Origin of the sequence: Undibacterium sp. RuRC25W (assembly GCF_049339825.1) — a bacterium.
Lineage (GTDB): Bacteria > Pseudomonadota > Gammaproteobacteria > Burkholderiales > Burkholderiaceae_D > Undibacterium.
Genome location: NZ_JBMPPD010000048.1, coordinates 1 through 25,607 on the forward strand (window position 1 = coordinate 1; position 25,607 = coordinate 25,607).

19 protein-coding genes are annotated in these 25,607 nt (G+C 45.2%); 10 read left to right on the forward strand and 9 right to left on the reverse strand.

All coding sequences use genetic code 11. From position 1 onward, the window contains the following. Positions 1–169: 169 nt before the first annotated feature. The 3 genes from mutS to ACO0KV_RS16965 form a co-directional block, all read right to left on the reverse strand. On the reverse strand, positions 170–2,812 hold the full coding sequence (mutS, locus tag ACO0KV_RS16955) for a DNA mismatch repair protein MutS (protein ID WP_423044114.1): 2,643 nt from the start codon (positions 2,810–2,812) through the stop codon (positions 170–172). 426 nt (positions 2,813–3,238) lie between these two features. After that, on the reverse strand, positions 3,239–4,630 hold the full coding sequence (locus tag ACO0KV_RS16960; RefSeq protein ID WP_423044116.1) for a DEAD/DEAH box helicase: 1,392 nt from the start codon (positions 4,628–4,630) through the stop codon (positions 3,239–3,241). Positions 4,631–4,730: 100 nt separating this feature from the next. Next, on the reverse strand, positions 4,731–5,534 hold the full coding sequence (locus ACO0KV_RS16965; RefSeq protein WP_423044118.1) for an inositol monophosphatase family protein: 804 nt from the start codon (positions 5,532–5,534) through the stop codon (positions 4,731–4,733). A 158-nt stretch (positions 5,535–5,692) separates the two neighbouring features. Here ACO0KV_RS16965 and ACO0KV_RS16970 point away from each other — a divergent pair, with 158 nt between their 5' ends. Together ACO0KV_RS16970 and ACO0KV_RS16975 are read left to right on the forward strand one after the other, a co-directional pair. Continuing rightward, a complete protein-coding gene (locus ACO0KV_RS16970; RefSeq protein ID WP_423044120.1) occupies positions 5,693–6,451 on the forward strand; it encodes an RNA methyltransferase in 759 nt (252 codons plus the stop codon). A gap of 285 nt (positions 6,452–6,736) precedes the next feature. Further along, a complete protein-coding gene (locus tag ACO0KV_RS16975) occupies positions 6,737–8,557 on the forward strand; it encodes a type IV pilus assembly protein FimV (RefSeq protein ID WP_423044122.1) in 1,821 nt (606 codons plus the stop codon). 74 nt (positions 8,558–8,631) lie between these two features. Here the strand turns inward: ACO0KV_RS16975 and ACO0KV_RS16980 are convergent, their stop codons facing one another. Further along, complete coding sequence (locus ACO0KV_RS16980; RefSeq protein WP_423044124.1) at positions 8,632–9,432, reverse strand: PP2C family protein-serine/threonine phosphatase; 801 nt, start codon at positions 9,430–9,432, stop codon at positions 8,632–8,634. A gap of 92 nt (positions 9,433–9,524) precedes the next feature. Here ACO0KV_RS16980 and ACO0KV_RS16985 point away from each other — a divergent pair, with 92 nt between their 5' ends. Both ACO0KV_RS16985 and ACO0KV_RS16990 read left to right on the forward strand, forming a co-directional pair. After that, entirely contained in the window at positions 9,525–9,725 is a 201-nt protein-coding gene (locus ACO0KV_RS16985) for a YdcH family protein (protein ID WP_423044126.1), read from the forward strand. A 53-nt stretch (positions 9,726–9,778) separates the two neighbouring features. Continuing rightward, entirely contained in the window at positions 9,779–11,794 is a 2,016-nt protein-coding gene (locus ACO0KV_RS16990) for an ATP-dependent DNA helicase (RefSeq protein ID WP_423044128.1), read from the forward strand. A gap of 37 nt (positions 11,795–11,831) precedes the next feature. Here ACO0KV_RS16990 and ACO0KV_RS16995 read toward each other — a convergent pair whose 3' ends face one another. From ACO0KV_RS16995 to ACO0KV_RS17010, 4 genes are all read right to left on the reverse strand, one after another. Beyond that, positions 11,832–12,569 carry a substrate-binding periplasmic protein gene (locus ACO0KV_RS16995; RefSeq protein WP_423044129.1) on the reverse strand — a complete coding sequence of 246 codons (738 nt, stop codon included), beginning with the start codon at positions 12,567–12,569 and terminating at the stop codon, positions 11,832–11,834. 454 nt (positions 12,570–13,023) lie between these two features. Further along, positions 13,024–15,084 carry a M13 family metallopeptidase gene (locus ACO0KV_RS17000; protein ID WP_423044131.1) on the reverse strand — a complete coding sequence of 687 codons (2,061 nt, stop codon included), beginning with the start codon at positions 15,082–15,084 and terminating at the stop codon, positions 13,024–13,026. An 856-nt stretch (positions 15,085–15,940) separates the two neighbouring features. Next, entirely contained in the window at positions 15,941–17,632 is a 1,692-nt protein-coding gene (gene recJ / locus ACO0KV_RS17005) for a single-stranded-DNA-specific exonuclease RecJ (RefSeq protein ID WP_423044133.1), read from the reverse strand. Then, positions 17,629–18,633: a hypothetical protein gene (locus ACO0KV_RS17010; RefSeq protein ID WP_423044135.1), complete on the reverse strand. Its 1,005-nt coding sequence runs from the start codon at positions 18,631–18,633 to the stop codon at positions 17,629–17,631. Before ACO0KV_RS17010 ends, recJ begins: the two co-directional genes overlap by 4 nt. A 168-nt stretch (positions 18,634–18,801) precedes the next feature. Here ACO0KV_RS17010 and ACO0KV_RS17015 point away from each other — a divergent pair, with 168 nt between their 5' ends. The 6 genes from ACO0KV_RS17015 (at position 18,802) to ACO0KV_RS17040 (ending at position 25,313) form a co-directional block, all read left to right on the forward strand. Further along, on the forward strand, positions 18,802–19,011 hold the full coding sequence (locus ACO0KV_RS17015) for a DUF6434 domain-containing protein (RefSeq protein ID WP_423044137.1): 210 nt from the start codon (positions 18,802–18,804) through the stop codon (positions 19,009–19,011). A gap of 185 nt (positions 19,012–19,196) precedes the next feature. Continuing rightward, complete coding sequence (locus ACO0KV_RS17020; protein WP_423044139.1) at positions 19,197–20,465, forward strand: lipoprotein-releasing ABC transporter permease subunit; 1,269 nt, start codon at positions 19,197–19,199, stop codon at positions 20,463–20,465. Continuing rightward, a complete protein-coding gene (gene lolD / locus ACO0KV_RS17025) occupies positions 20,458–21,189 on the forward strand; it encodes a lipoprotein-releasing ABC transporter ATP-binding protein LolD (protein WP_423044140.1) in 732 nt (243 codons plus the stop codon). Before ACO0KV_RS17020 ends, lolD begins: the two co-directional genes overlap by 8 nt. 131 nt (positions 21,190–21,320) lie before the next feature. Continuing rightward, positions 21,321–22,553 (forward strand): hypothetical protein, encoded by a 1,233-nt coding sequence (locus ACO0KV_RS17030; RefSeq protein WP_423044142.1) that lies wholly within the window; start codon positions 21,321–21,323, stop codon positions 22,551–22,553. Next, positions 22,550–23,284 (forward strand): polysaccharide deacetylase family protein, encoded by a 735-nt coding sequence (locus ACO0KV_RS17035; RefSeq protein WP_423044144.1) that lies wholly within the window; start codon positions 22,550–22,552, stop codon positions 23,282–23,284. Before ACO0KV_RS17030 ends, ACO0KV_RS17035 begins: the two co-directional genes overlap by 4 nt. 142 nt (positions 23,285–23,426) lie before the next feature. After that, positions 23,427–25,313 carry an MFS transporter gene (locus ACO0KV_RS17040; RefSeq protein WP_423044146.1) on the forward strand — a complete coding sequence of 629 codons (1,887 nt, stop codon included), beginning with the start codon at positions 23,427–23,429 and terminating at the stop codon, positions 25,311–25,313. A gap of 199 nt (positions 25,314–25,512) precedes the next feature. Here the strand turns inward: ACO0KV_RS17040 and ACO0KV_RS17045 are convergent. After that, positions 25,513–25,607 (reverse strand): IS3 family transposase (locus ACO0KV_RS17045; RefSeq protein WP_423044148.1); only part of this gene is annotated, 95 nt, incomplete at its 5' end.

Consider the following 25,607-nt stretch of genomic DNA (forward strand, 5'->3'; position numbering starts at 1 on the left):
GGCTTGATAACCCGCTGAACCTTCTTGATACCGTTTAACAACGGCCAGTTTGAATTGCTTTGTGTATTTACTCATGAAAACACCCCAAAAGTTAGGACGGGTGTCCAACTTTTGGGGTGCAGTTCAGTTGCGGCTTTTTTTATGAACATTTATTTAATTATTTAATTATTTAATTATTTATTTGTTTATGTAGTGTTTTTAGTTCGTATAGCGCATCCAATGCCTGTTTTGGTGTCATTGAATCAGGGTCGAGGTCAGCAAGTGCGTCGTTGAGTTCAGTATTGAATGCTTGAACCTCAACCAATTCAGCTTCTTCACACACACCCGTTGGTGCAGAAGAGAATAAGTCAAATTGTGGCGTCGATTGCAATGAGTGTGCTTCGAGTTCAGCCAGATGCTTGCGCGCGGCGCGGATGACTGCCGACGGCATGCCCGCCAATTGTGCGACCTGCAGACCGTAACTTTGGGATGCAGGCCCGGATTGCACAGTGTGCAAAAACACAATGTTTTCTTTGTGTTCAACAGCTGACAGATGGACATTCTCTGCGCTCGGATGCACTTCAGGTAATTGTGTCAGCTCAAAGTAATGCGTAGCAAAAAGTGTGAAGCTTTTGGATACTTGAATTAAATGTTTCGAGATTGCCCAAGCGAGTGCCAGTCCGTCAAACGTCGATGTCCCACGACCAACTTCGTCCATTAGCACCAGTGAATTTTCAGATGCTCCATTCAAAATGGCAGCAGACTCCGTCATTTCAACCATGAACGTTGAACGCCCACCTGCAAGATCATCTGCTGCACCGATTCTTGTAAATATACGGTCGATTGGACCAATCGTGGCTGCATTTGCTGGTACGTAGCTTCCAACGTACGCGAGAAGCGTGATCAGCGCGACTTGCCGCATAAAAGTCGACTTACCGCCCATATTGGGTCCTGTAATCAGGAGTAGCTTGCGCTCGTGAGATAAATCACAATCATTAGCAATAAAACGCTCAATCTGATTTTCAACTACGGGATGGCGACCCTGAAGAATCTGCAACATAGGTTCTGAGACTAACTTTGGCGCACACCAATTATTCTTCGTGGCGTGTTCTGTCAGGCTGACTAAGCTATCGAGTTCGGCAATCGCGTGAGCAATCGCTTGTAAGAGACTAATGTGGGGCAGCAAATCTTGAAGCAGTTTTTCATACAACATCTTTTCTCGTACCAAAGCACGCTCTTGTGCGGATAGTGCTTTGTCTTCAAATGCTTTTAATTCTGGCGTAATGTAGCGTTCAGCATTTTTCAGTGTCTGGCGTCGGCGATAGTTATCTGGAACTTTATCGGTTTGACCGTTAGTTACTTCAATATAAAACCCGTGGACGCGGTTATATTCGACCCGTAAATTGGCAATCCCTGTTCGTTCACGTTCGGAGGTTTCAAGGTCGACCAAAAACTGACCTGCGTTTTCAGATAGGCCCCGAAGTTCATCTAGCTCAGCATCAAATCCAGTAGCAATAACCCCGCCATCTCTTACCATGGTGGCAGGCAATGGCATCAGGGCACGCTCAAGCAGATCCAGACATTCGGTAGGCGTTGCCAGATGAGTGAGTATATTAGTCAGGACGTTAGTCTGATTATCTGCGATACACATACTTACGTAATTACGGAGATTCGGTAGGTACTGCAAGCCGTCACGTAAGCCGGAAAGATCGCGAGGCCGAGCTGATTGCAACGCAATTCTAGTGGTGATGCGTTCAATATCTGGAACCGTATTTAAGGTTGTCGCAAGCCCCTCTGATGAGTCCGCATTAATTAAGGCTTTAATCGCATCGTGCCTCGCGCTAGCAATTGACTGATCTCGTTTTGCATGGTGGAGCCAGTGGCGCAGCAGACGTGAGCCCATTGCGGTACGACAGTGATCTAGTAGTGAGAATAGGGTTGGCGACTCCTGACCGCGCAGTGTTTCTGTTATCTCTAGATTACGGCGGGTCGCGGTATCGAGTCCGATAAATTCGTTCTCTGTCTCAACGGTTAAGGTGTTGACATGTTTTAGGCCACGACCTTGCGTATTTTCTGCATAGCGTAAAAGTGCGCCAGACGCACCTAAAGCCGCACTCAAATTTTCGACGCCAAAGCCCGTCAGCGTGCTGGTGCCAAGCTGGTCTTGTAAAGCTTTTTGTCCTTGCTTGACATCAAAGTGCCAGTCAGGGACCTCTGAGAACTTTCCAGGTAGGGACTGGTAGTGCTCATCTAATAATAAAGTTCCTGCTGAAATCAATATTTCGGCAGGAGAGATGCGATCAAGTTCTTGCTGTAATCGTTGTGATAGTGCCTTTTCATCAGTGGCAAATTCCATCAATTTTAATGCGCCACTGGCAAGTGAGAGCCATGCTAAACCAACGGTAATTGTTTTGCGATGCTGCAATAAGCACAGTGAGAGCAACGGACGTTCGGATTTCTCCGGCAGTAAATCGGTATCAGTTAAAGTGCCGGGCGTAATGACGCGCATGACTTTACGTTCAACGGGGCCTTTGCTCGTGGCTGGATCTCCAACCTGCTCGCAGATGGCTGCCGATTCGCCCAATTTGACTAACTTAGCGAGATAAGGCTCAAGAGAATGGAATGGCACACCGGCCATCTTGATTGGGTTGCCACCAGAGCTGCCACGCTGGGTCAGTGTGATGCCAAGTAGCCGAGAAACTTTCTCAGCATCGCTAAAAAACAATTCGTAAAAATCGCCCATGCGGTAAAACACTAGGGTATTCGGATGTTCCGCTTTAATCCCTAAGTATTGCTGCATCATGGGGGTATGTGTGCTTTTTTCTGTACTCATAAATGCTTAAAATTTATTATTTTTTTGATGATATGAATTGCTTGGATTTCTTGATTATTTTGGTCTGTTTTTGTCCCGCATGATCAGATTTACCTGCAGCAGAATGACTCTTTGCTAAAAATTAGACTGCCGCTAGTGTCGGCCTTGTTCTTGCTATTGGGAAATGGATCCGGGTAATCAATTCAGGATCAAGGCTGGGACATGAATCAGGGCGCTTTATTATAGACGACGGAAGGCCATCTATTTAAGTAAGCGTATTGTTCATCTTCATTTTTTGTTCTTTTTGAAGTAGTACTTTTATTTGATGACGATATTCTTAGCTCGATGAGCCGTTTTATAACAAATCAGGAAAAAATAAGGGTAATAAGGTCGGGACCAGAAGATCCCTATTTATTACCCCTTGGGTTCATGGTGTTACGGAGCTACTTAACCGTTGCCGCGGCCACCTGAACGACGCGGAGTCGATTGCTTTACGGCAGGCCTGCCACCTTGTGGACGCGGTCTGTTGCTAGCTTCTTTTGCTGGTGCACCACTTGCTGGGGCTGCCCGATTTGGCGTCCTCTGCTGTGCTGGAGTCTTACTTGATTGGGGCCGTTGACCGCGACCAGCTGGATTTGCGCTGCGCCCATCAAAACTTCGCAGTTGGATAGGTTGTGCTTTCGCGTGTGGGTCAGGAATGAAGCCGTCAATAATTTCTTGAGGGATTTGGCGCTTGATAAGCTTTTCAATGTCAGCCAACAACTTGAATTCATCAACGCAGACCAAGGATACTGCTTCACCAGTAGCTCCTGCGCGACCTGTTCGTCCAATTCGATGTACGTAGTCCTCAGGTACATTCGGCAGGTCATAGTTGACGACGTGAGGCAGTTGGTCGATGTCGATGCCACGCGCCGCGATGTCGGTCGCAACGAGGACCGGCAGGCTGCCATCTTTGAACTCGGCTAAAGCTTTTGTACGGGCAGATTGGCTCTTATTGCCATGAATCGCCATTGCTGCTACGCCATCTTTCGCCAACTGTTCAACTAACTTATTGGCGCCATGCTTAGTGCGAGTAAAAACTAATACCTGTGACCATTGATGTGTTTTAATCAGATGGGCGAGCAGGGGATGCTTTTTATCTCTGTCAACTGGATGAACCTTTTGTGCAATGACTTCAACCGTTGAATTGCGTCGGGCGACTTCTATCATTTCTGGATTATTCAGCAGCCGATCTGCAAGGACTTTAATTTCGTCTGAGAACGTCGCTGAAAACAGCAGATTCTGGCGCTTCGGTGGGAGTATCGCCAAGACTTTCTTGATGTCATGAATAAATCCCATGTCGAGCATGCGATCTGCTTCATCGAGAATGAGGATGTCAATGTGACGAAGATCAATCGTGCCTTGTTGGTGGTGGTCGAGTAAACGACCTGGTGTAGCAACAAGGATATCAACGCCATGTTTGAGTAATTTAATCTGCGGATTGATACCGACACCACCAAATATTACACCGGATGTCAGGGGGACATACTTTCCATAGGTTTCGACGCTTTCGTGTACCTGGGCAGCCAGTTCACGTGTAGGAGTGAGTACCAAGGCGCGGATTGGACGCTTGGAAAGTTTGTCTTTTGGGGCATTCGCTGAAGTTGATAATCGTTGCAATACCGGCAGAGTAAAGCCGGCAGTTTTGCCCGTGCCGGTTTGTGCTCCAGCCAATAAATCCCCACCCTTAATTACCGCCGGAATGGCTTGCAACTGAATAGGTGTTGGTGATGTGTAACCTTGCTCGCTGACTGCACGAACAATGTCCTCGGATAAGCCGAGTTCAATAAATGAGGGCATGTGTTTCTACTGATCTGGTGAACGCACAGGACTGACTTGCGTTAGTCCTGTGAAAAGGCACCCAGCTCAAAATGCTGGATGTAAAAGAGAAAAATACGATTTACTTTGCAGATGCTGCATACGGTTGAAGCAAATTAACCATTTGTCCGAATACCTTCGGCGTTCCGGCTAGTACGTCACCTTTATGCAGATAATCTGAGTCGCCGACAAAATTGCCAACGATGCCGCCAGCTTCTGTTACTAACAGCGAACCTGCAGCGATATCCCAAGGCGCTAAGCCTTTCTCAAAGAATCCATCCAATCGACCAGTGGCGACATAAGCTAAGTCTAAAGCAGCAGCGCCGGGTCTTCTCAGTCCCTGGCATTTTGCTGTCATGACCTTAAACATATCGAGATACTGGTCAAGGCCAGATAAGTCGCGGGATGGGAAACCTGTACCGATCAAGGCATCAGCGATTTTGTCGCAACGCGTAACCCGAATGCGTTTGTCATTCAGAAATGCGCCACCGCCCTTGCTAGCGGTGAACATTTCATTGCGGGTTGGATCGTAAACAACGGCCTGTGTAATAATGCCACGGTGTTGCAATGCGATAGAGACGCAATATTGTGGGAAGCCGTGTATAAAATTAGTTGTGCCATCGAGAGGGTCGATGATCCACACATATTCACTTTCGTCGTGCAAATTAGCGGATGCACCTGATTCTTCAGCAAGAATCGCATGGTCAGGGTAAGCTGTTTTCAATACTTCGATGATCGCTGCTTCGGCGGCTTGATCAACCTCAGTAACAAAGTCATTGAAATGTTTTTCTGTTACGCTGACGCGATCGAGATCAAAAGAAGCGCGATTGATGACAGTCGCGCCGCGACGAGCGGCTTTGATAGCCGTATTGAGCATTGGGTGCATAAGGTTTCCGATAAAATGACGGCAAACATAGCTCGTTCATCAACAAATGAATGAGTCAGGTTCGCTACACAAAAATGATAAAGAGCGTGCGCTGTTGTCTTTCGTCGGCCACTACGCAGCTCAACCCTAACAATTAACGCTTAATATTGCTATTTTAAATGAACTTGACAGAAACTGACACATCTCTTTTCAAAAGACTGCGCTTTGTCTTAGTAGAAACTAGCCATCCTGGAAATATTGGGGCTGCTGCAAGAGCGATCAAAACCATGGGGTTTGGACGTTTGATATTGGTTAATCCACGATTTGAGGACGCGCTGAGTCATCCTGATGCCATTGCCTTTGCGAGTGGTGCGTTAGATGTCTTAGAATCTGCACAAATTATGTATTCAGTTGAAAATGCTGTATCTGGTTGTAACTTTGTTGCAGCAGTGAGTGCACGTTTACGAGAGTTTTCTCCACCTATCCTTGACCCACGTACGTTCGCTCAGCGAGTCTCGAAACCAGAAGAGGGAGAGATCGCATTGATTTTTGGCAGCGAACGCTACGGGCTTCCTAACCAGGTCGTCATGAATTGCCAAGCGTTGATTAATATCCCTGCAAATCCAGCCTACTCATCTTTAAATCTAGCCCAAGCAATTCAACTGTTAGCCTACGAGGCTCGAGTAGCGAGTTTTGTTGAGACTGAAGGCGGCAGTCATATTGGTTTTCAAGGTCAACTCGCTTCAACTGAGCAGGTGGAGGGCATGTATTCTCATCTTGAAGAGGCATTGATTGCTGTTGATTTTTTAGATCCTGATAATCCTAAAAAATTAATGCCGAGAATTAAACGATTGTTTTCAAGAGCAGGTTTGGAAGCAGAAGAGGTGAATATATTACGTGGAATTTCGAAAAAAATTCTGGATATATCAAAGAGGTAAGTAGTAACAAAGTTAATGCTGACATTTATTGCAGTTCAATCAAATGTTGTTTAAATTGATAAATATTATCAAATCGCATTAAATTTTATTGATGCAACGCATTTGTTGACTATTAAGCATTTTCATATTGATTTAGTTTTGTTATAACCGTAGTAATATTCTACTTCTGATGTGGCGACAGTAGCATTTGATTATTTATATTTTACAGAGGGCATTATTATTTCTGTTACATCTCACAGATCAACTTCTTATCTATTGTGCCTGAGTGCTCTATTAACTGGCGCGATGGGTGACGCCTACGCGCTGGGCGTGGGGAATATTCGTGTGCAATCTGCACTCGGACAGCAACTTAGGGCGCAGCTCGATGTGACTGGGAATGATGCGCAGGATATTGATGTGGGGTGTTTTCGGGCGACTGTCGAATCCGCCGAGGGAATTTTATTGTCAACTGTTGATCTGCGTGTTTCTCAGCAGGGCGGCATTAAGTTTTTAAATCTTTCTACTCGGAAAAATATTTTTGAGCCTGCTGTTAAAGTTATTCTTAACATATCTTGCGATGCTCAATTGCATAGGGAATATCTGATCTTACTTGATCCGACAGAGCTAGCACCAAGTTACAGCAAATTACCCATTGCGGGCACTGAGCTTGATCGGACATCAGTGGCTCGAAGGGTTATTGCTGAAGATCCGTCAAGTGCGGTTCAGAAGCAAGCAGCGAACCAACGCAGGTCAATAAGTACTGACAATACGACCGTGGCTCTTTCCCAAATAAAAAAGGAAAAGATTGCCAACAAGTCAGCAAATGTCACCCGCCCAAGAGATGCTTTGAAACTGGCTGGCGAGGTCGATGTTAGACCCAGTGGATTAAAGTTGGAAAGTGTCTTGTCCGCTGAAAATACGAATACTAACGCAGAACGGTCAGCAGAGTTACGACTCGCTCAGGCCCAATTCGCTGCATTGTTGCGTGGCGAAGCCGCACCAGCAAGCGCGCCGCAAAAAACGGTAGCCGCTGAGCCAAAAAATCAATTGTCGGAACAAGAATCCGTCCAATTGAAACGTCAGATTCTACGTGCTAAGGCGTCGATGGAAGAACTGCGGGAATCTTCTGTTCCTAAAGAATGGTTCTATGCGTTACTGGCGTTGATTTTAGGTGCAGTTGCGGTCGTGGGGCTTTTAATTTCTTACATTCGGCGATCTCATAAAAAAACTTCATCAACGTGGTGGGAGCAAAAAGAGGCGAAACCAGTTGTTGAGTCTAGGCCAAATATTGAAGAACTTGTTAATAGTGTTCAGGCGAGCTACGGAAACACGGGTAATCGGGAAACTTTATCTGCCACCGTAGCTGGAGGTACAAATGGTAATGTATCGCAGTCGATTGCACCCAATTTAAAACCTGTTGGGGAACGTTCATTGGGGAATATGGATGCTCCTTCCATATTTGGCCGTAACTATACCCCATCCTTGGAAGACACTAACAGCAGTACGTTTAACTTTTTTTCGACAAAAACAAATTCAGTCAAAGTTGAAGAGATTTCGGATGTGACGCAGGAAGCTGAATTCTGGATGTCGGTGAATGACCCAGAGCGAGCAATTGAAATCCTGGAGCCGCAGGCAGAGCTTGATCATCCGGACTCACCAGTTCCTTGGCTTTATCTTTTGGATTTGTACCGGGTTGTGGGAAATAAAGAAAAGTATGATCCGCTGCGAGATAGATTTGTTGTATTTTTCAATGCAAATGTACCTGAATTTGAGGTTGATCCAGCGACTTTACCTTCTAGGCATTTGGATGATTTTGAGCATTTATCCAAAAAAATCTGTTCGCTGTGGAACACCAACGATATTTTGCCATTCTTGGAAAGCTTGTTGATCGACGACCGTGACGGTAAACGGATGGGGTTTGAGTTACCAGTTTATCGCGATATTTTGTTATTGATTTCCATCGCAAATGAGTTAGAGCGTCAAAAAACGCTAAGCGGAGCGGGGCGTGGTTGGAATGCTGTGTTACCACCTCAAGCAGTGACAGAAGCCTTGCCGCCTGTGGCAGATGATGGCAACATGATCAATTTTGAAACTATCGAGTTCCCCAAAAAGTCTGACGTGAGCTAGACTACAATGCTTAATTCCTGCTGGTTCTAGGATTAAAAGCGGGACTGACTACGTTGTAATCCTTTCAGGGGGGATTAAACTGCTCTGCGAATTTTTTCAGCAGTGTAGTTTTTAACTTCTGGAGGCGGTTCGATCAGCTTAATAATTGCAAAGGTGCAATTGTCTCCTCTAGGGGTACCTCGATCTCTCGCTTTTCTGATTAACAGCTCAGAAGCTTGTCTCGGTGTATTCGCTGCGACAGCTGCTGACAGTTCGGTATTTTCAAAGTAATGCCACAAACCATCTGTGCATAATAAAAAGCTATCGCCTACTTTGAGATTGACATATTTACCAACACTTATGCTTGGGGATACGTTCGTAGAGCCTAGCACGTTAATTAAAATGTTGGATAATTTATGAGTTTTGGCTTCCTCAGGGAGGATTTTCCCTTCATCGACGAGCCTTTCAACATAGGAATGATCTCGTGTCTTCTCGCTGAAGTTAGGGCCGCTGAATCGATATAATCGGGAATCTCCAGCGTGGGCCCATATTGCTTCTTGTTGAGGTGTAATGACCAGTGCAACAAAGGTACTGTGAGGTTCTTTTTCGGATGAAACTGCGGTTAACTTAATAATTGTGTGTGCTTCGTTGAGAATGTTTTCCAATAATTGCTGAACATCATTACCAGGGTAGAATTCGTCAAATAGTTGTTTGGCGGTTCTTACGACCTGTTCGGCTGCAAGCGCACCGCCACTTTTACCACCCATGCCATCGGCGACCACGGCCATCATGTAGCCAGGAGCGTGGGGCGCGGCAAAAAGCCCAACCCTGTCCTGTTGTTCGTGTCGATCACCTATGTGCTGCCCGGTGCCTGCTTCTATCTTATATTGGCTCATACGTCGTGGTAGATTACACTATCGGAAAGTCGGAGTTTTGGCTTGCCAAGTTTTGTTACTCCTAAACACTATTTTACTTTAAGCTGAAGGCTATGAGCCATCTTGAACAAGTACGACAACGAATTATAGAATTAGAAATTGAGCACAGAGACCTTGACATCGTGATCGAAACTCTTACGAAAGATCCAGATCACGATGAGTTGCAATTGCGACGATTGAAAAAACGTAAGTTGCAATTGAAGGATCATATCACTCTGCTCAAGATTCAATTAACTCCTGATGTCCCGGCGTGATTTTTTTTGTTGCGCCAGATTTTATTTGCCTCTAGTTTTTGATTGTCCCCATTTTGATTGAAAATTCAACTAAAGAAACGTCTGCAGCCTTACATGATGCGGATATCGAACATATTTTTGGTCTATCTGGACCGTTAAGCGCGACGATTCCTGGTTATCGCCCAAGAAATGCGCAAACAGAGATGGCAAAGGCAATTGCAAGTGCAATTGCGGGACAAAGCACACTTCTGGCAGAGGCAGGTACAGGTACCGGGAAAACTTACGCCTATCTTATCCCTGCATTGCTCTGGGGGGGCAAGGTTATCGTCTCTACGGGTACAAAAAACTTGCAAGATCAGTTGTTTCTGCGGGATATTCCAACGATAAAAAAAGTATTAAAGGCACCAGTTTCAGTCGCTTTATTGAAGGGGCGCGCAAATTATTTATGTCACTACCACCTTGAACGGACGTTGCAAAACGGTCGTTTGAGTTCTCGTGAAGATGTTGGTTATTTACGAGATATATCACGATTTGTGAAAACGACCAACAGTGGTGATAAAGCTGAACTGGCTCGCGTTCCAGAAAATGCCAGTGTTTGGAACCTCGTTACATCGACCAAAGACACGTGCATGGGTTCAGAGTGTCAGTACTATCAAGATTGTTTTGTCATGAAAGCGCGGAAAGAAGCGCAACAGGCAGATGTCGTCGTCGTTAATCATCATCTTTTTTTTGCTGATGTTGCATTAAAAGACACTGGCATTGCTGAATTACTACCTTCTGCTAACACCGTCATTTTCGATGAGGCCCACCAACTTCCAGAGACCGCAACTTTGTTTTTTGGCGATACGGTATCGACGTCGCAGGTGCTCGAGTTGTGCCGGGATACGCTGGCCGAAGGTCTGTCTCACGCCCGTGATGGGGCTGAATGGGCGAAGTTAGTGGCACCTGTGGAGCGAGCAGCTAGAGATCTCAGGTTGGCGTTTCCACAGGATATCGTCAGGCTTTCCATTGATCAAATTGCACCATCTAGTCCTTTCTTTGAAGCGCTTGACGCGTTAAAGTCGAGCATGAGTGATCTTATTGCTGTACTCGAAAAGCAGGCGGAACGTGCTGAAACGATTGAGCAATGTCGCGCGCGTGCCATCATGCTCTGTGAACAGATCGAGGCGTGGAATGCAGCGCCTACTGGTAAAGAAAAAGAGGGTGATTATGTGTTGTGGGTGGAGGCATTCTCAGTATCCTTGCAACTACATCGCACTCCGTTATCTATTGCACCTATCTTTAACAAGCAGAGGGAAGGTGTTCCACGTGCGTGGATATTCACGTCTGCAACGATGGCCGTCAAGAGTGACTTTACGCATTTTGTTTCGCAGATGGGGTTGTGGAACGAGCCGGCACACACTTGGCCAAGTCCTTTTGATTATCAAAAGCAAGGCTTTTTATATGTCCCAGAGGGCATGCCTGATCCAAACTCCAGAGATTATGCCGAAGCAGTTGTCTCAGCAGCGCTACCTGTGATTACTGCAGCGGGAGGAAAGACGTTTTTATTATGCACCACACTCAAAGCAGTCAAATTTTCTGCGGAACGTTTAAAAGAGGAATTTGAAAAGCAAGGTCTGAATTTCCCTTTATTTATACAAGGTGATGCCGGACGAACTGAATTGCTGGATCGATTCCGTGCTGCTGGTAATGGTGTACTCATCGGAAGTCAAAGTTTCTGGGAGGGGGTCGATGTGCGCGGTGATGCGTTATCTCTCGTCATTATCGATAAATTACCATTTTCACCGCCAGACGATCCTGTTCTCGCAGCACGCATTGCGGCAATGGAAAAAAAGGGAATGAACGGATTCGTTCATCATCAACTGCCAGAGGCGATCATTAATTTGAAGCAGGGAGCAGGCCGTTTAATTCGGGATGAGACGGATCTTGGCGTGCTGATGATTTGTGATCCACGTTTGATATCTAAACCTTACGGGAAGCGTATTTGGCAAAGTTTGCCAGGGTTTGCTAGAACGCGAGTAGAAGCTGATGTCGTAGGCTTTTTTAAAAAGATCCAGAGCGAAGCTAGCTCGGGTACGGCTGCCAAGTAAGTTGTTTTAAAGAGAATGAAAATGAAGAGGGCGGCAGTTAATTTTCTGTTAATACCCGAGTGCGTTTTCCTTCTTTTTCTAGACTTTCATACGCTTTTCTTAATCGTAAAATGACGTGTTGAGGCGTTGCCTTGTTCGCCGCCACCTCGAGATTGAGGTCTAAATTCAGCTTGTAGGCTATTTCAAAGTCATCACAATTCGGTGAGCAGAGCGTTTTAAAATTTTCGATAGATAAAGGCAGCAAGTCGAGACGACCTACCTGTAAGAGTCTCATGCCTTCTTTGTAACCGATGATATGAATGAGGCCTGTCTGCTTCAGATAACGGAAGTCATTGTTGATTAAGTATTCTTCTTTTGCATCAGCTTCGATTACACCGATCCGGTAATTTTTTGCATCGGATAATTTTTTCACTTGAATATCCGTGCGTTTCCGCAATTTATAAAAGTGATACTCATGAAAACGGGCGAGAGTCCCTATCCATTGGTACTTCGATTCTCTATCACGTGTCCGTGCTAACGGAAAAAAAATGACTGGTTGATCTGAGTCTGCAGTGTGCATGATGCCGGCCCAGCTCATGAGTCTGACTTCCGGCTCATAGCCTGCGCGACTAGCCAATGCGCGAATGTAATCCGAGGTCGGTGAAGATACATTATCTTTTTTTAGGTAACCAAAAGGTCTTGCATCTTCAGCATAGATAACGAGTTGTTCTGATCTTGCTGGCAAGCTAGTAGCGAGCAGGCTGAAAACAAGCAGCGTGATTTTAAGTAAGCGCATATTTTGCCTTTCGTAGAGTGTTACAAGCAAATAGTGCGACGTCGTTTATAAAATGAAACAATTTTGCTGCTTGAAAAATTAAAAATACAAAGTTGCTATCAATGATAAAAGTATTAACTGAATCTTGACTTGTCTTCAAAAAAGGTCAAATCAGAGTGATTTTTAAGGACCTCAAGCCTCGTATTATTGAGGGCTTGTTTATCCATCGATGAGAGAGTAAGTGGAGTGTAGCCGTGAAATGCACCAAGCCAAGAAAAAACGTGAGAAATTAAGAATGTTTAAACAAAACGTACATCTTAAGTGATTACTTTTGCATTAAATTGATGGATGACGTACTTAAATTGATGTGTAGACCTGAAAATAAAGCGCATAAAAAAGTGCGCATCTTTTAAATGCGCACTTTAGGTACTGTGTTTTGCTTAGTTCTGCATGAAATCTCTACTCCACTACATCATTACCATATAGAAACGCGTTCTGCAGGCTGGAGATACATTTTGTTGCCTTCTTTGACATCAAATGCTTGATAGAACGGTGTCATGTTTTGCAACGAACCATTGGCGCGGAACTCTCCAGGTGAGTGTGGATCTGTTTTAATGCGAATAATTGCTTCTTGTTCACGCATTTTCCCACGCCATACTTGCGCAAAGCCCATAAAGAAGCGTTGATCGCCAGTCAGACCATTGATCACTGGCGCTGGTTTGCCGCCTAAGGATAATTTATAGGCTTTATAGGCAATTGAAATGCCAGAGTTGTCAGCAATATTTTCGCCTAAAGTGAGCTCGCCATTAACGTTGTAGCCTGGTACAGGGCTAAATTTACTGTATTGCTTCACTAATGCGGCGGTTTTAGCGGCAAATTTCTCGTGGTCTTCTTTCGTCCACCAGTCACGCAGATTACCTAGGCCGTCATATTGAGCACCCTGATCATCGAATCCATGGCTAATTTCATGACCGATGACGGCACCAATGCCACCGTAGTTCACTGCATCGTCAGCTTTTGGATTGAAGAATGGTGCCTGTAAAATCGCTGCCGGGAAGACGATTTCATTCATTTCAGGGTTGTAGTAGGCGTTGACGGTTTGCGGTGTCATACCCCATTCATCACGGTCTACGGGTTTCCCTAATTTGTTTAACTCGACTTTTGCAGCAAAGGTACGAATTGCACGTAAATTACCGACAGCATCGCCCTTAGTGATTTGCAGTGCACTGTAGTCTTTCCATTTGTTTGGATAGCCAATCTTAGGCATGAAGGTAGAGAGTTTTGCCAGTGCTTCTTTTTTTGTCTCAGGGCTCATCCAGTCGAGCGTGTCAACACTAGACTTATACGCAAGCAATAAATTGTTGACCAATAACTCCATTTTTGCTTTGCTGTCAGCAGGGAAGTACTTGTCCACATACATCTTGCCTAAGCTTTCACCCATGCCAGAGTCGACCAAGCGTACGCCACGCTTCCAACGGATTTCTTGCTCAGGTACGCCACGTAGAGTTTTTCCAAAGAACGCAAAACTTTCTTCGCTGAATTGCTTTGGTAACTGGCTGGCTGCGGACGTCAAAATATTCCATTTGAAATACGCTTTTAATGTGTCGATGGAAGTTGCCGCCAACACTTTATTCATCTCCGTGAGGTAAGTTGGTTGAGCGATAATCAGGTAATCGATCTTACCTTTTACACCCAAATCACTCAGATAGGCATTCCAATCGTAACCTGGCGTCACGTCAGCGAGTTTGTTCAGTTCAACTTTGTTGTACGCTTTGATCGGATCACGTAATTCGACTTTAGTCCATTGTACTTTGGCTAATTCGGTTTCAAATGCAAGAATCGCAGTCGCGTTTTTTGATGCCTCTTTGTCACCTGCCAGAGTGAGCATTTTTTCGATGTGTTTGAGATACTTCGCACGTGTATCTTTGAGTTTGGCGTCGTCGTCTTTCAGGTAGTAGTCACGATCTGGCAAACTCAAGCCTGATTGAGCAATATCAAGCACATATTTGGTCGAGTCTTTGTTGTCCTGATGAACCGAGATGTCAAACGGCGCGTTGATGCTATTGAGACTCATCCATGCCATCAAGGCTGGTAATTGTTTTTTGTCGCTGAAGGCATCAATTTTTGCAAAATCTGCTTGCAATGGTTTTAAGCCGAGAGCATCAATATGTTTGGTATCCATAAAACTGGAATAGATGTCGCTGATTTTCTGCGCATCAGTGCCATTTGCATTTTTTGATTTAGATAAGCCTTCGATAATTGCATGAAGACGTGGAACAACTGCTTCACGTAAGTCCATAAACGCGCCAGCAGAAGATCGATCTGATGGTATTTGTGCTGTTTTCAGCCAGCCTCCGTTAACGGAGCGATAAAAATCATCTTGTGGCTTGACGGACTTATCACCGTATTGACTGTCAATACCAGAAAGCAGAACGGCAGGCGCAGCTGCTTTTACCGGTTCGGCTGCAAAAACATATCCGGTACCGGCAGTACCAGCAATCATTAGCGCGATTGCGCTCAATACTTTAGCTTTCACTTTTTGGGGTCTCCTTAGTGTGAATGGTAATGTTTACGTTAATATTGTTTTTACAATAACATAAAGTAATGCTCGATCTTGTTTCGCTAGGGTTGTTGATCCGCTTTGGCATGTTTCGAATGAGTCGGTCGTCATAAATCCAAGTTTTATGGCGCTCTATGGCGCTGTACCAACTGAACTTAACCCTAAGTTCACATTGACAAATAATATGTTACTTTGGTTCCGCGAATGCTACAAATATTTTCATTCACTGTTCCTGCTCTTTAAAATGATATTTGCACGTTAATCTGATTGTTTTTTATTTTCCAATGAACGCACATTTTCTTATCGATTATCCTTAAGAGCTAGATTGTTGCACCACAGTGGTGATTGCGCCTGGTTTTCGATACGCAAGAAATGGTTCAATCTTCGAGCACTGAGTAAAATATCTTTTAGGACAAGGTATGGTTATCGCACGCCTTGATTAGTCTTTTCATGTCAATGATCCATTCAAGGGTGTGCCGTCTGAAGACTTGAAATTTAAGATGGAGGAACTCCAAAGCTTGATTACGGTGCTGAAAAAAGATGAGAGAGGCGATAGTGCGCGGATTTTTATAATAGCGAAATCACTTTGCTCAATTATTGCGAGGAACGCTTTTTGTGCTGATGGAACAAGCGTTTACGCGAAAGATCAGAGGGATAGGAGGCGTGATTGCTTCTCGGATCTGGAGAGTATCAGTATTAGTTAAACAGGTTGATTTGTTTGCAGATTAACCGAGAAGAAAGATTATTCCACAACGACTGATCTCAGACTAGAGAAAATAATCGTTATGGATACCATGAAGTTGCATACGTTGATCGTGTCGGTTCTGTTCACTTAGCAATCAATATGTTCAATGATTAACTGGACCTTAGTGACGCCGTTATACTCATTGGCGTCAAGTCGGAAAGCAACATGGACTTGATCAGCCAATGTGTCAGTATGACTAAACCAGATTGCATCGTAACGAATTCCATTTTTTTCTAGAACGAGTTTGAGATGACGTTCTTTCAGGATGCGTTGTGAAACGAGTCTGAATTCATCAAAAAATACCGGTGGAGGGAACCCTTGCCCCCAAACCTGACTTTCTAAAAGCGCAATAAAGTCGGTGGTAAAGTAACTATCTTCTAACTTTCCATCGGTTTCAATAATCCGCTCTAATTGGTTTGACGTAAGCCATTCTTTTCCTACAGATTCGAAGGCTGCCTGGAATTGCGGCAAATCTTCGTGTCGTAGTGTTAGCCCCGCCGCCATCGCATGTCCGCCAAATTTTTGTATTAATTGAGGTGCGTGCTTAGAAACTAAATCCAGTGCATCACGCAAATGAAATCCTGGTATTGATCTGCCTGAACCCTTGATCAATCCATCATCACCGGGAGCGAAGGTAATGGTTGGTCGATAGAATTTGTCTTTCAGACGTGAGGCGACGATGCCGATCACACCTTGATGCCAATTTTCGTCAAAGACGGTGATGGTGTGACTTGCACTGGGTTCGAATGCGTCCAGATGGAGCAGTGCCACATCTTGCATTTCACGTTCGATGTCCTTGCGATCGGCATTGATGCCATTGAGTTCTTGGGCGATCTTCCATGCCAGCGTTTCGTTGTCTGTTGTAAGACACTCGATTCCTAGCGACATATCGGCTAGTCGCCCTGCCGCATTGAGGCGCGGGCCGATGGCAAATCCTAGATCAAACGGGGCTGCCGATCTCGGGTCACGACCAGCAACGCGGAAAAGTGCTGCAATTCCGGCACACATGCGCCCTTGACGCATTCGTTTGAGCCCTTGAGCAACTAAAATCCGGTTATTGGCGTCAAGTCGGACAACGTCGGCAACAGTTCCTAATGCAACAAGATCAAGTAGCTGATCTAATTTTGGTTGCGTATTCTGATCAAAGATTTGACGTTTTCTGAGTTCCGCACGAAGCGCCAGTAAAACGTAAAAAATAACACCGACACCCGCTAGATGTTTGCTGGAGAAAGGGCAATCAGGCTGGTTTGGGTTAACAATGACAGCAGCATCTGGCAATTGATCGCCGGGAAGGTGGTGATCTGTGACCACCACCTCAATTCCCATTGAGGATGCTGCTGCTACGCCATCAACACTGGCAATGCCATTGTCCACAGTGATAATGATGTCTGGAGATTTTTCTTTTGCTGTCAGCGCAACAATTTCTGGAGTTAAACCGTAACCGTATTCAAAACGATTTGGCACGATAAAATCGACAGTTGCACCCATCATCCTGAGTCCACGTAGCCCTACCGCACAGGCGGTCGCGCCATCACAGTCATAATCCGCGACGATCACCATCTTCTTTTTTGCTGCAATGGCATCTGCCAAGAAGCTAGCAGCTTTTTCGAGCTGTAGTAATCCTGATGGCGGTAGAAGATGAGTTAAATCGGTATGAAGGTCGCTATCTCTGGTTGCACCGCGTGCAGCGAACAGCCTCGCTAAGACTGGATGGATGCCGGTACGTTGTAATTGCATCGCTTCAACCTGGTTATATTGTCGTACAGAGATGTGAGTCATTTTGAATGAAGTGAAAACAGTTTAGTTAATGACGGCTTGATCCAAAACTGACGTAAAGACCAGGGGGTGACTGTAAATTGATACGCCTGCGTCGCATCCGTGCAGATGAGATTAAGCTGTTGTAGTCGGTTTTGTTTAACTGCCGACAGCAACGGGGTAAAGTAATCTTGCTCTAGTTGGTGGATGTTTTCCAGCCAATAAGCCCAATCGTTGTTGATCGAGGGGCTAATTAGCGCATCTAAGACAAGTGTTGTCCCGACCTGATTTTCCTGATGTATTAACTTTGTTGCATCAGTATTTTTAAGATAGTTTTGATTCGTAGGTAACAGTTCTGAACTTCCGCAGGATAGCCAGACCGAATTGACTGGGTTGAGACCTTGATTTTCGCGCTCTTCGTTAATGGGATAACTGAACCATGCCATCTGGATCTCATTTTGTAGTTTTCTCCAGGCCCGTGCTTGCTCCCCTTGCGCCATCCAAATATCGATGTTGTGACCACATGCAGCGTCAACCGTTGCTGTTGTTAAGCCAGACCAAGCGTCAGCTCTTAAAAACCAGGTATTCACATCGCCATAGAGCAACTCCATCTGCACTTCGTCGCACATGGCTTTTGCAATCGTAAACAATTGCTTTGACTCGACTTCAGAGAGTTGCAATCTGCGGGTGTCCATCAATACCAAATGATCACTGGCAAAATGAATATGTACTGGTTGTAATGTGAACCAGTTGCCTTCTTGTGGTTGAAGTTGAAATTCTTTCATTGAATTCCAGGTGCTTTGCGGACTATTTGAGAGGACTGGTCCGTTAATACTATCCATTTTTCCTGCCATAATGTACTCATGCGGAAGTGCCCTTGAAAATTCTTCTAGGCTGAATAATTTGGTTTGTTTTGCTGAACCGATCAGTTTTGCCAGAGAGGGCGCTTTAATCGCTCTTAAAAGGTCTTTTTCGAGACCCTCAGGCGGAATACTAAATGGCAGAATGAGGTCTAAATTTTTCATAGCCGCCATTGTAGGGCAAACCAATTAAATGCGGGACAATCCTCTTGGGTTCAGCGTTGTAAGAGGGGCTGGTACTATTGTGATAGTTGCATTTTTTTCGTGTTCTAAAGATGGTTTTGAGTGAAACGGTGAACTGAAGATCTTTACTTTAACTTTGAATGGTTTTTTATGAGCTTTGATTGGCATGGTGACGTGATATCACGACAAACTTTGGTCGATGCGCAATATAAAAATACGCAGAATGTCCGTCGATTTTTGCGTACAGAATGCGGACTTGATTGTATTCTCGACCGAGATTTTATGGCGTGGATACGTAACGATACGCCTAAATCCATGGGTGATGTCGCGGATGAATGGCGACGCCGACACGGGATTTGAAATGATTTCTGACTCTAACAATTCGCTTTAGCACTCATTCCCTGGCAATTCGAGTTTCTCTTGTCAGTGTCGATGCGACCGGTCAGATTATGAGTAGGACTCATTACTACGATGTCTTCAAGGCTCGCGTGACTATCAGAAACAACTTTAGTATGGCAAACTGCTGGCTGTCTTGATTTTTTGAAATGACATTTGCAGTGAAAAACACATCATTTGAATGGTTGGTAGGTCTACGTTATACCCGTGCTGGCCGTCGTAGCGGCAGGAATAGCTTTATTTCCTTTATCTCCATGATTTCGATGGCGGGTATCGCATTGGGAGTCGCCGCCTTAATTATCGTTCTGTCGGTGATGAACGGTTTTCAGAAGGAAGTGCGCGATCGGATGCTCTCAGTGCTGGCGCATATCGAAGTCTTTGATGCGAGTGGCGCTATTCCAGATTGGAAAGCGACCGCTTTGCAGGCACAAAAAAATACGTCTGTCGTCGCTTCGGCACCGTATGTCGACGGTCAAGCAATGATTATTGGTGATGACGCGATGCGCGGCGTGGTTCTACGAGGTGTTTTACCGGATCAGGAATCGAAAGTCTCTGAAGTTGCGGACAAAATAAAGTCAGGCAAGTGGGCGGATCTGAAACCCGGTGAGTTCAATATTATTCTTGGTTCCGCCTTGGCCAGTGCCTTGCACGTGGGCGTTGGTGACAAAATACGGTTAGCGGCGCCAGATGGACAGATGACACCCGCTGGGATGCTGCCGCGAATTAAAGCCTTTACCGTTGTCGGTATTTTTGAGGCTGGCCATTACGAGTATGATTCTGGCATGGCATTCATGCAGATAGAAGACGCAGAGAAGTTCTTCAGGCTCGGTTCACCATCTGGCCTTCGACTTAAGCTCAAGGATATGTTGAGGGCGCCGCAGGTTGCACTTGAATTATCGCGGACCTTGACGGGTGATTTGTTAATTAGAGACTGGTCACAGCAAAACCGGAATTATTTTACTGCGGTAAAAACAGAGAAGACGATGATGTTCATCATCCTGACGTTGATCGTTGCCGTTGCAGCATTCAATCTGGTTTCTACCCTAGTGATGACGGTCACGGATAAGCAAGCCGATATCGCTATTTTGCGCACTTTGGGTGCTTCTCCGGGGGCGATTATGAAGATTTTTATGATTCAGGGCGGCATCGTCGGATTGATCGGAACAGCGCTTGGAGTTGGTTTTGGCGTGCTGGTATCATTGAATATTGACGTCATCGTTCCATTTATCGAACGGCTGCTGGGTGTTGACTTGCTTCCCCGTGATTTGTATTTTGTCAGCGCCTTGCCATCAGATTTGCGTTGGCCAGATGTTATTCAAATCAGTGTGATGGCAGTGGTCTTGGCATTTATGGCGACGATTTATCCAAGCTGGCGTGCTGCAAGTATTAAACCAGCGGAGGCTTTGCGCTATGAGTAACTTAAATAATCAAAACGAAAAGCTGGTACTGAGCTGTTTCGGATTAGGGAAAACGTTTAACGAGGGCGTTGAAGCCGTTCATGTATTGCAGAACATCGACTTACGTGTGCATTCCGGAGAGCGCATCGCCATCATCGGTGCTTCCGGATCAGGGAAATCTACCTTGCTGCATTTACTCGGTGGGCTAGACACGCCAACAACAGGTGAAGTAAATCTGCGCGGTGAAAATCTCGCTGCCATGAGTGAGGCTATGCGGGGAACCATGCGGAACCGTTCACTGGGTTTTGTGTATCAGTTCCATCATTTGTTACCGGAGTTTTCTGCTTTGGATAATGTCGCGATGCCGCTGCTAATACGCCGGATTCCGCGACAAGAGGCGCAACACCAAGCCAATGCGATCTTATCCCGAGTTGGATTGGGACACCGAGTGAAACATGTGCCGGGTGAGCTATCAGGTGGTGAACGCCAACGTGTTGCATTGGCGCGCGCGCTGGTTACTCAGCCCGCCTGCGTTCTTGCTGACGAACCTACTGGAAACCTCGATGGCGGGACGGCAAATCAGGTGTTTGAACTCATGTTGGAACTCTCGGAAACGCTTGGAACTGCTTTTGTTATCGTCACCCACGATGCTGAACTTGCAAAGCGCTGCGATCAAGTTTATCGGTTGACATCAAGTGGATTGTCATTGCATCCGGTTTCAGCGCCATCTGTTGTTGCAGGGTAGAGCTTTTTATGAAATCTCGTCATCAGAGATCTTTCAGACAGGTAGCAATCAGCAAAAAACCTTTGTTTTTGATGCTGTGTACTGCATTAATCTCATTCAATGCATGTGCGACTAACGATTTGGTTTTGCAAATGGAAACTTCATTGGGGCAGAGCTATAATCCATTTCGTTTCTACAACGGGCAGACGAATGGTGTTCAGACAATTTCACACCAAACTGATACTGTTGAGGGCGCCGATTTGCGCGCTGGCATTGTCATTCCGGTCGTGTCAGATGACACTAAACTGATTCTGACTGGATCTTTGGGAAAACGTCGTTACCTTGAGGATACGACGCTTGATCATTTGCAAGGTGGTGTGGATGCGGATTTTCAATGGGTAGCAAGTAGATTGTTGAGTGGTCGTGTCAACGTTGGGGAGGGGCGTCATCTTTTTAATTATATTAATGGTGGGCTGACCGAAAAAGATATTGAGCATGACAAAAATGCTGGGATAGAAGTCAATGTCAAGGTGACTGATAGCTGGTCATTGATGCCTAAGCTTTTTTACTCGCAGCTACAGTACGATCTTCCTGTGAACCAACTGTACGATAATAAACAGGACGGTAAACAGTTAGGTTTGCGTTATTTCTCACCGACGGGATCTAGTATCGAAGGCGGTGTGCGTGTTTCAACGACCAATTTCACGGACCGTAATCCTGCTCAGGTCGCTTTTTATGATTTACCCTTTGTCGAAAGTAAAGTGAAGCCAGAATATGATACCCAGTACAAAGAAACTGAGTATTATTTCGATGCCGAGTGGAGATACAGCGTCAAGACGACAACAAGCGCCCATGTAGGCACAGTGCAACGACACTACAGTACTTACAACAACCTTGATACACATTTATCAAATGCGATTCTCCGCACGACGTATCGCTATTCTCCACAATTAAGACTTGATCTTCAGCTGTATGATCAACCATTCCCCATTGTCGATCCGAGCATTCTGTATGTCGCCAGCAAGGGGTTGCGATTCGATGCCTTATGGTTATATTCCGACAAATTGCAATTCAACACTTCTGCTGTCATTCAAAATAGTTCCCAAGTCTACATTCCTGGTGTCCCAACGAATGGTGGCATTGCGCAGACGAGCCGAATGAAGCGCATTGGTTTTGGTGCGAGTTATGAAATCGAACGTGGTTTTAGACTATTTGCCGATAGTTTCTTTGAAAAAGACAGAGGTGATGTTCCGTCTTTAAATGTTGGTCAGTCAGTCATCAAGCTAGGCATTGAATATACATTTGAAAATCTTCCAGGTAGTGCTGCGCGCATGAATTTGCAACGGTATCAGGACTACTTAAGTACATCACCGGCGGTCCGATGATATCGCTCTATAAGAAACTTAGTCGTTTTGCGGCCCGTCATTTCGCTCAGCGATGGCTGCCTTTGCGTAAGGGGCGAGGGGTAGTAAGTTTTACTTTTGACGACGTTCCTGCGAGTGCCTGTCAGGAGGGCGCGCAGCTTCTGGAAAGCTACCATGCGAGAGGCACTTTTTATGTATGTGGTGGTTTAACTGATGGCATTGAGCAAACCCAGCCATGTCATAGCGTTCAGGCGCTACAACGGTTGGCAGAAAATGGCCACGAGATTGGTTGTCACACGTTTTCTCATACGAATTGTGCAAACGCCAGTATGGCGTTACTTGATGAGGATTGGCGCAAGAATCAAGACTTTTTTGAGAAAAACGAGCTGATCACCTCGGGTTTTGCATTCCCTTTTGGTGCCTATGATCTACCTAGTAAATTATCCGCGTCCAAATTATTTTCATATAGCCGTATTACAGCTGGTGGAACGCAAGTCGGGCGCGCTGATTTAAACGCGCTTCGTGCGCAGGCTTTATATGCTGATTCAACTGAGGCCGATACGATACTGGCATTAATTCAGCAAACGGCAACGGAGGGCGGCTGGTTGATTTTTTATTCGCATGAAGTCACTGCAACGCCTGGTCTGTGGGGTACAACGCCTGAACAATTAGAATCTGCGTTACGTATCGCCAGACAACTGTCGTGTGAAATTTTGCCTGTCCAAAAAGCAATCGAGTATTTCAAAAACTAGTATGGTGTGTCTGTCTCCATACGCGGATGTAGATGTTTACGGACACTGGGGCCATTGTTTTAAACGCCATCTTTTCGTTTTATTCGCTTTAGTTTGATCTAAAATTTTCACCACTTTTTGTTTCATTTTGATTAGGGAAACCATGAGTCAACAAAGCCAGTTTCGCCTGCTGACACAACGTCGTTTTGCTCCATTTTTCTGGACACAATTTTTGGGCGCGTTCAATGATAATGTTTTTAAGACGGCGTTATTAACGATTTTAACTTTTGATGCTCTTAACTGGACCAAGTTAGACATTGGTTTATTAAATCAATTAATTCCGGGTCTTTTTATCCTCCCTTTTGTGTTGTTCTCGGCAACATCTGGTCAATTGGCTGATAAGTTTGAAAAAGGAGGTATGGCACGGAAAGTAAAGCTGCTCGAAATCGCCATTATGTGTCTTGCGGCTTACGGGTGGATGACGCACGATATTTGGGTTTTGGTAGCAGGTATTGCGGGAATGGGTATCCATTCAACATTATTTGGGCCAGTAAAGTATGCCTATTTGCCTCAGCATCTGGCGACAGATGAATTGATCGGTGGTAATGGCCTGATTGAAATGGGAACTTTTGTTGGTATTTTATTAGGTGAAATTCTCGGGGCGATGTTGGTTGTTCATCAGCCGTGGGGGATTGAGTTGGTTGCTTTCGGTACCATCGCCATCGCCGTACTGGGTTATCTGACCAGTTTGCGGATTCCTTACTCGCCAGCCCCAGCCCCAGACTTGCAGATTAATAAAAACCCCATTACGGAAACCATCAGAAATATCGCATTCAGCAAGCAAAATCGTCCGGTTTTTCTCTCCCTGCTTGGTAATTCTTGGTTCTGGTTTTATGGCGCTATCGTGCTAGCGCAGTTCCCGCTCTATGCAAAAAATTATCTGCATGGAGACCATAGCGTGTTTGTGTTGCTATTGACGGTTTTTTCATTTGGGATTGGATCTGGTTCTTTATTATGTGAGAAGTTGTCTGGTCATAAAGTAGAAATCGGGCTGGTTCCTTTTGGCGCAATTGGCATGTCTGTTTTCGGGTTCGAGCTTTATTTGGCCAGCGAATCTTACGTTAATGCTAGTGCAGTTGACTTATGGCACTTTATCGAACAGACGGGGAGTGTACGAATCCTATTTGATATTCTGATGCTCGGGATTTTTGGTGGACTGTATGTTGTTCCTTTGTTTGCGGTCATTCAGACACGGTGTGACCCACAGCATTTGTCGCGCACGATTGCTGGGATGAATATTCTGAATGCGTTGTTTATGGTCGTTGCTTCATTATCAGCGTCTTTGATGCTGTTGAAGGGCTTTACGATTCCACAGATATTTATGGTGACCGCCATACTGAACGCATTGGTAGCAGTTTATATCTTCAGTCTTGTTCCTGAATTTTTAATGCGATTCATCGCCTGGTTATTGATCCAGACCGCCTATAAAGTTAAGACAGTGAACGCTTCGGTTATTCCTGAAGAAGGTGCCGGAGTTCTGGTGTGTAATCACGTGAGTTATATGGATGCGATTGTGATTATGGCTTGTAGTCCACGACCGATTCGTTTTGTAATGGATTGCCGGATTTTTAAGATTCCATTTTTATCTTGGATATTTAGAACAGCGAGAGCGATTCCTATTGCGCCTGCGAAAGAAGATCCTTGGATTATGGAAAAAGCCTATGTCGATATTGCACAGGCGTTACATGAAGGTGAATTAATTTGTATTTTCCCCGAAGGAAAGCTCACCGCGACTGGCGATATCAATGCATTTAAAGGTGGCATCCGGAAGATTCTGGATCGTTCTCCGGTGCTGGTTTACCCAATGGCTTTGAAGGGTCTTTGGGGTAGTATTTTTTCCCGAGATAAAACTAATCCGTTTGAGAGAGCCTTTCGCCGGTATCCATTCTCTAAATTGGAATTGGTTGTTGGAGATGCGATGGCACCAGATCAGGTGACGCCGGTTATATTGGAAGAAAAAGTCAAAGAATTACGCGGTGATCGGCGATAAAAGAGACTAAGATGCATGCGTAAGTTGATGATCTGTGTTGATGTTTGGAAGACAGAGAAGGATGTTTCTAGTGCCTTATCTACGCTGTTTGCTGGCGGGTACTAGAAAGAACGGGGCGATGCTGAATAGGCTGCCTTGGATAGCATAAAAAAGGGATGATCAATATTTGAAGTGAACCCTTAAAGTTGGACGGCTTTTACTACGTTTTACCGGCCTGAGTTCTGTACTGTACAGGACTCAGGCCGTTTAGTTTTAACTTAATCCGGTCATGGTTGTAATAACGAATATATTCAT

Bases quoted from the DNA above. Each gene is read 5' to 3' on its own strand.
- ACO0KV_RS16960 (WP_423044116.1), bottom strand. From the start codon at position 4,630: ATGCCCTCATTTATTGAACTCGGCTTATCCGAGGACATTGTTCGTGCA.
- ACO0KV_RS17030 (WP_423044142.1), top strand. From the start codon at position 21,321: ATGGAAACTTCATTGGGGCAGAGCTATAATCCATTTCGTTTCTACAAC.
- recJ (WP_423044133.1), bottom strand. From the start codon at position 17,632: ATGACTCACATCTCTGTACGACAATATAACCAGGTTGAAGCGATGCAA.
- ACO0KV_RS16965 (WP_423044118.1), bottom strand. From the start codon at position 5,534: ATGCACCCAATGCTCAATACGGCTATCAAAGCCGCTCGTCGCGGCGCG.
- ACO0KV_RS17035 (WP_423044144.1), top strand. From the start codon at position 22,550: ATGATATCGCTCTATAAGAAACTTAGTCGTTTTGCGGCCCGTCATTTC.
- ACO0KV_RS16975 (WP_423044122.1), top strand. From the start codon at position 6,737: ATGGGTGACGCCTACGCGCTGGGCGTGGGGAATATTCGTGTGCAATCT.
- lolD (WP_423044140.1), top strand. From the start codon at position 20,458: ATGAGTAACTTAAATAATCAAAACGAAAAGCTGGTACTGAGCTGTTTC.
- ACO0KV_RS17015 (WP_423044137.1), top strand. From the start codon at position 18,802: ATGAGCTTTGATTGGCATGGTGACGTGATATCACGACAAACTTTGGTC.
- ACO0KV_RS16995 (WP_423044129.1), bottom strand. From the start codon at position 12,569: ATGCGCTTACTTAAAATCACGCTGCTTGTTTTCAGCCTGCTCGCTACT.
- ACO0KV_RS16985 (WP_423044126.1), top strand. From the start codon at position 9,525: ATGAGCCATCTTGAACAAGTACGACAACGAATTATAGAATTAGAAATT.
- ACO0KV_RS17020 (WP_423044139.1), top strand. From the start codon at position 19,197: ATGACATTTGCAGTGAAAAACACATCATTTGAATGGTTGGTAGGTCTA.
- mutS (WP_423044114.1), bottom strand. From the start codon at position 2,812: ATGAGTACAGAAAAAAGCACACATACCCCCATGATGCAGCAATACTTA.
- ACO0KV_RS17010 (WP_423044135.1), bottom strand. From the start codon at position 18,633: ATGAAAAATTTAGACCTCATTCTGCCATTTAGTATTCCGCCTGAGGGT.
- ACO0KV_RS17040 (WP_423044146.1), top strand. From the start codon at position 23,427: ATGAGTCAACAAAGCCAGTTTCGCCTGCTGACACAACGTCGTTTTGCT.
- ACO0KV_RS16970 (WP_423044120.1), top strand. From the start codon at position 5,693: ATGAACTTGACAGAAACTGACACATCTCTTTTCAAAAGACTGCGCTTT.
- ACO0KV_RS16980 (WP_423044124.1), bottom strand. From the start codon at position 9,432: ATGAGCCAATATAAGATAGAAGCAGGCACCGGGCAGCACATAGGTGAT.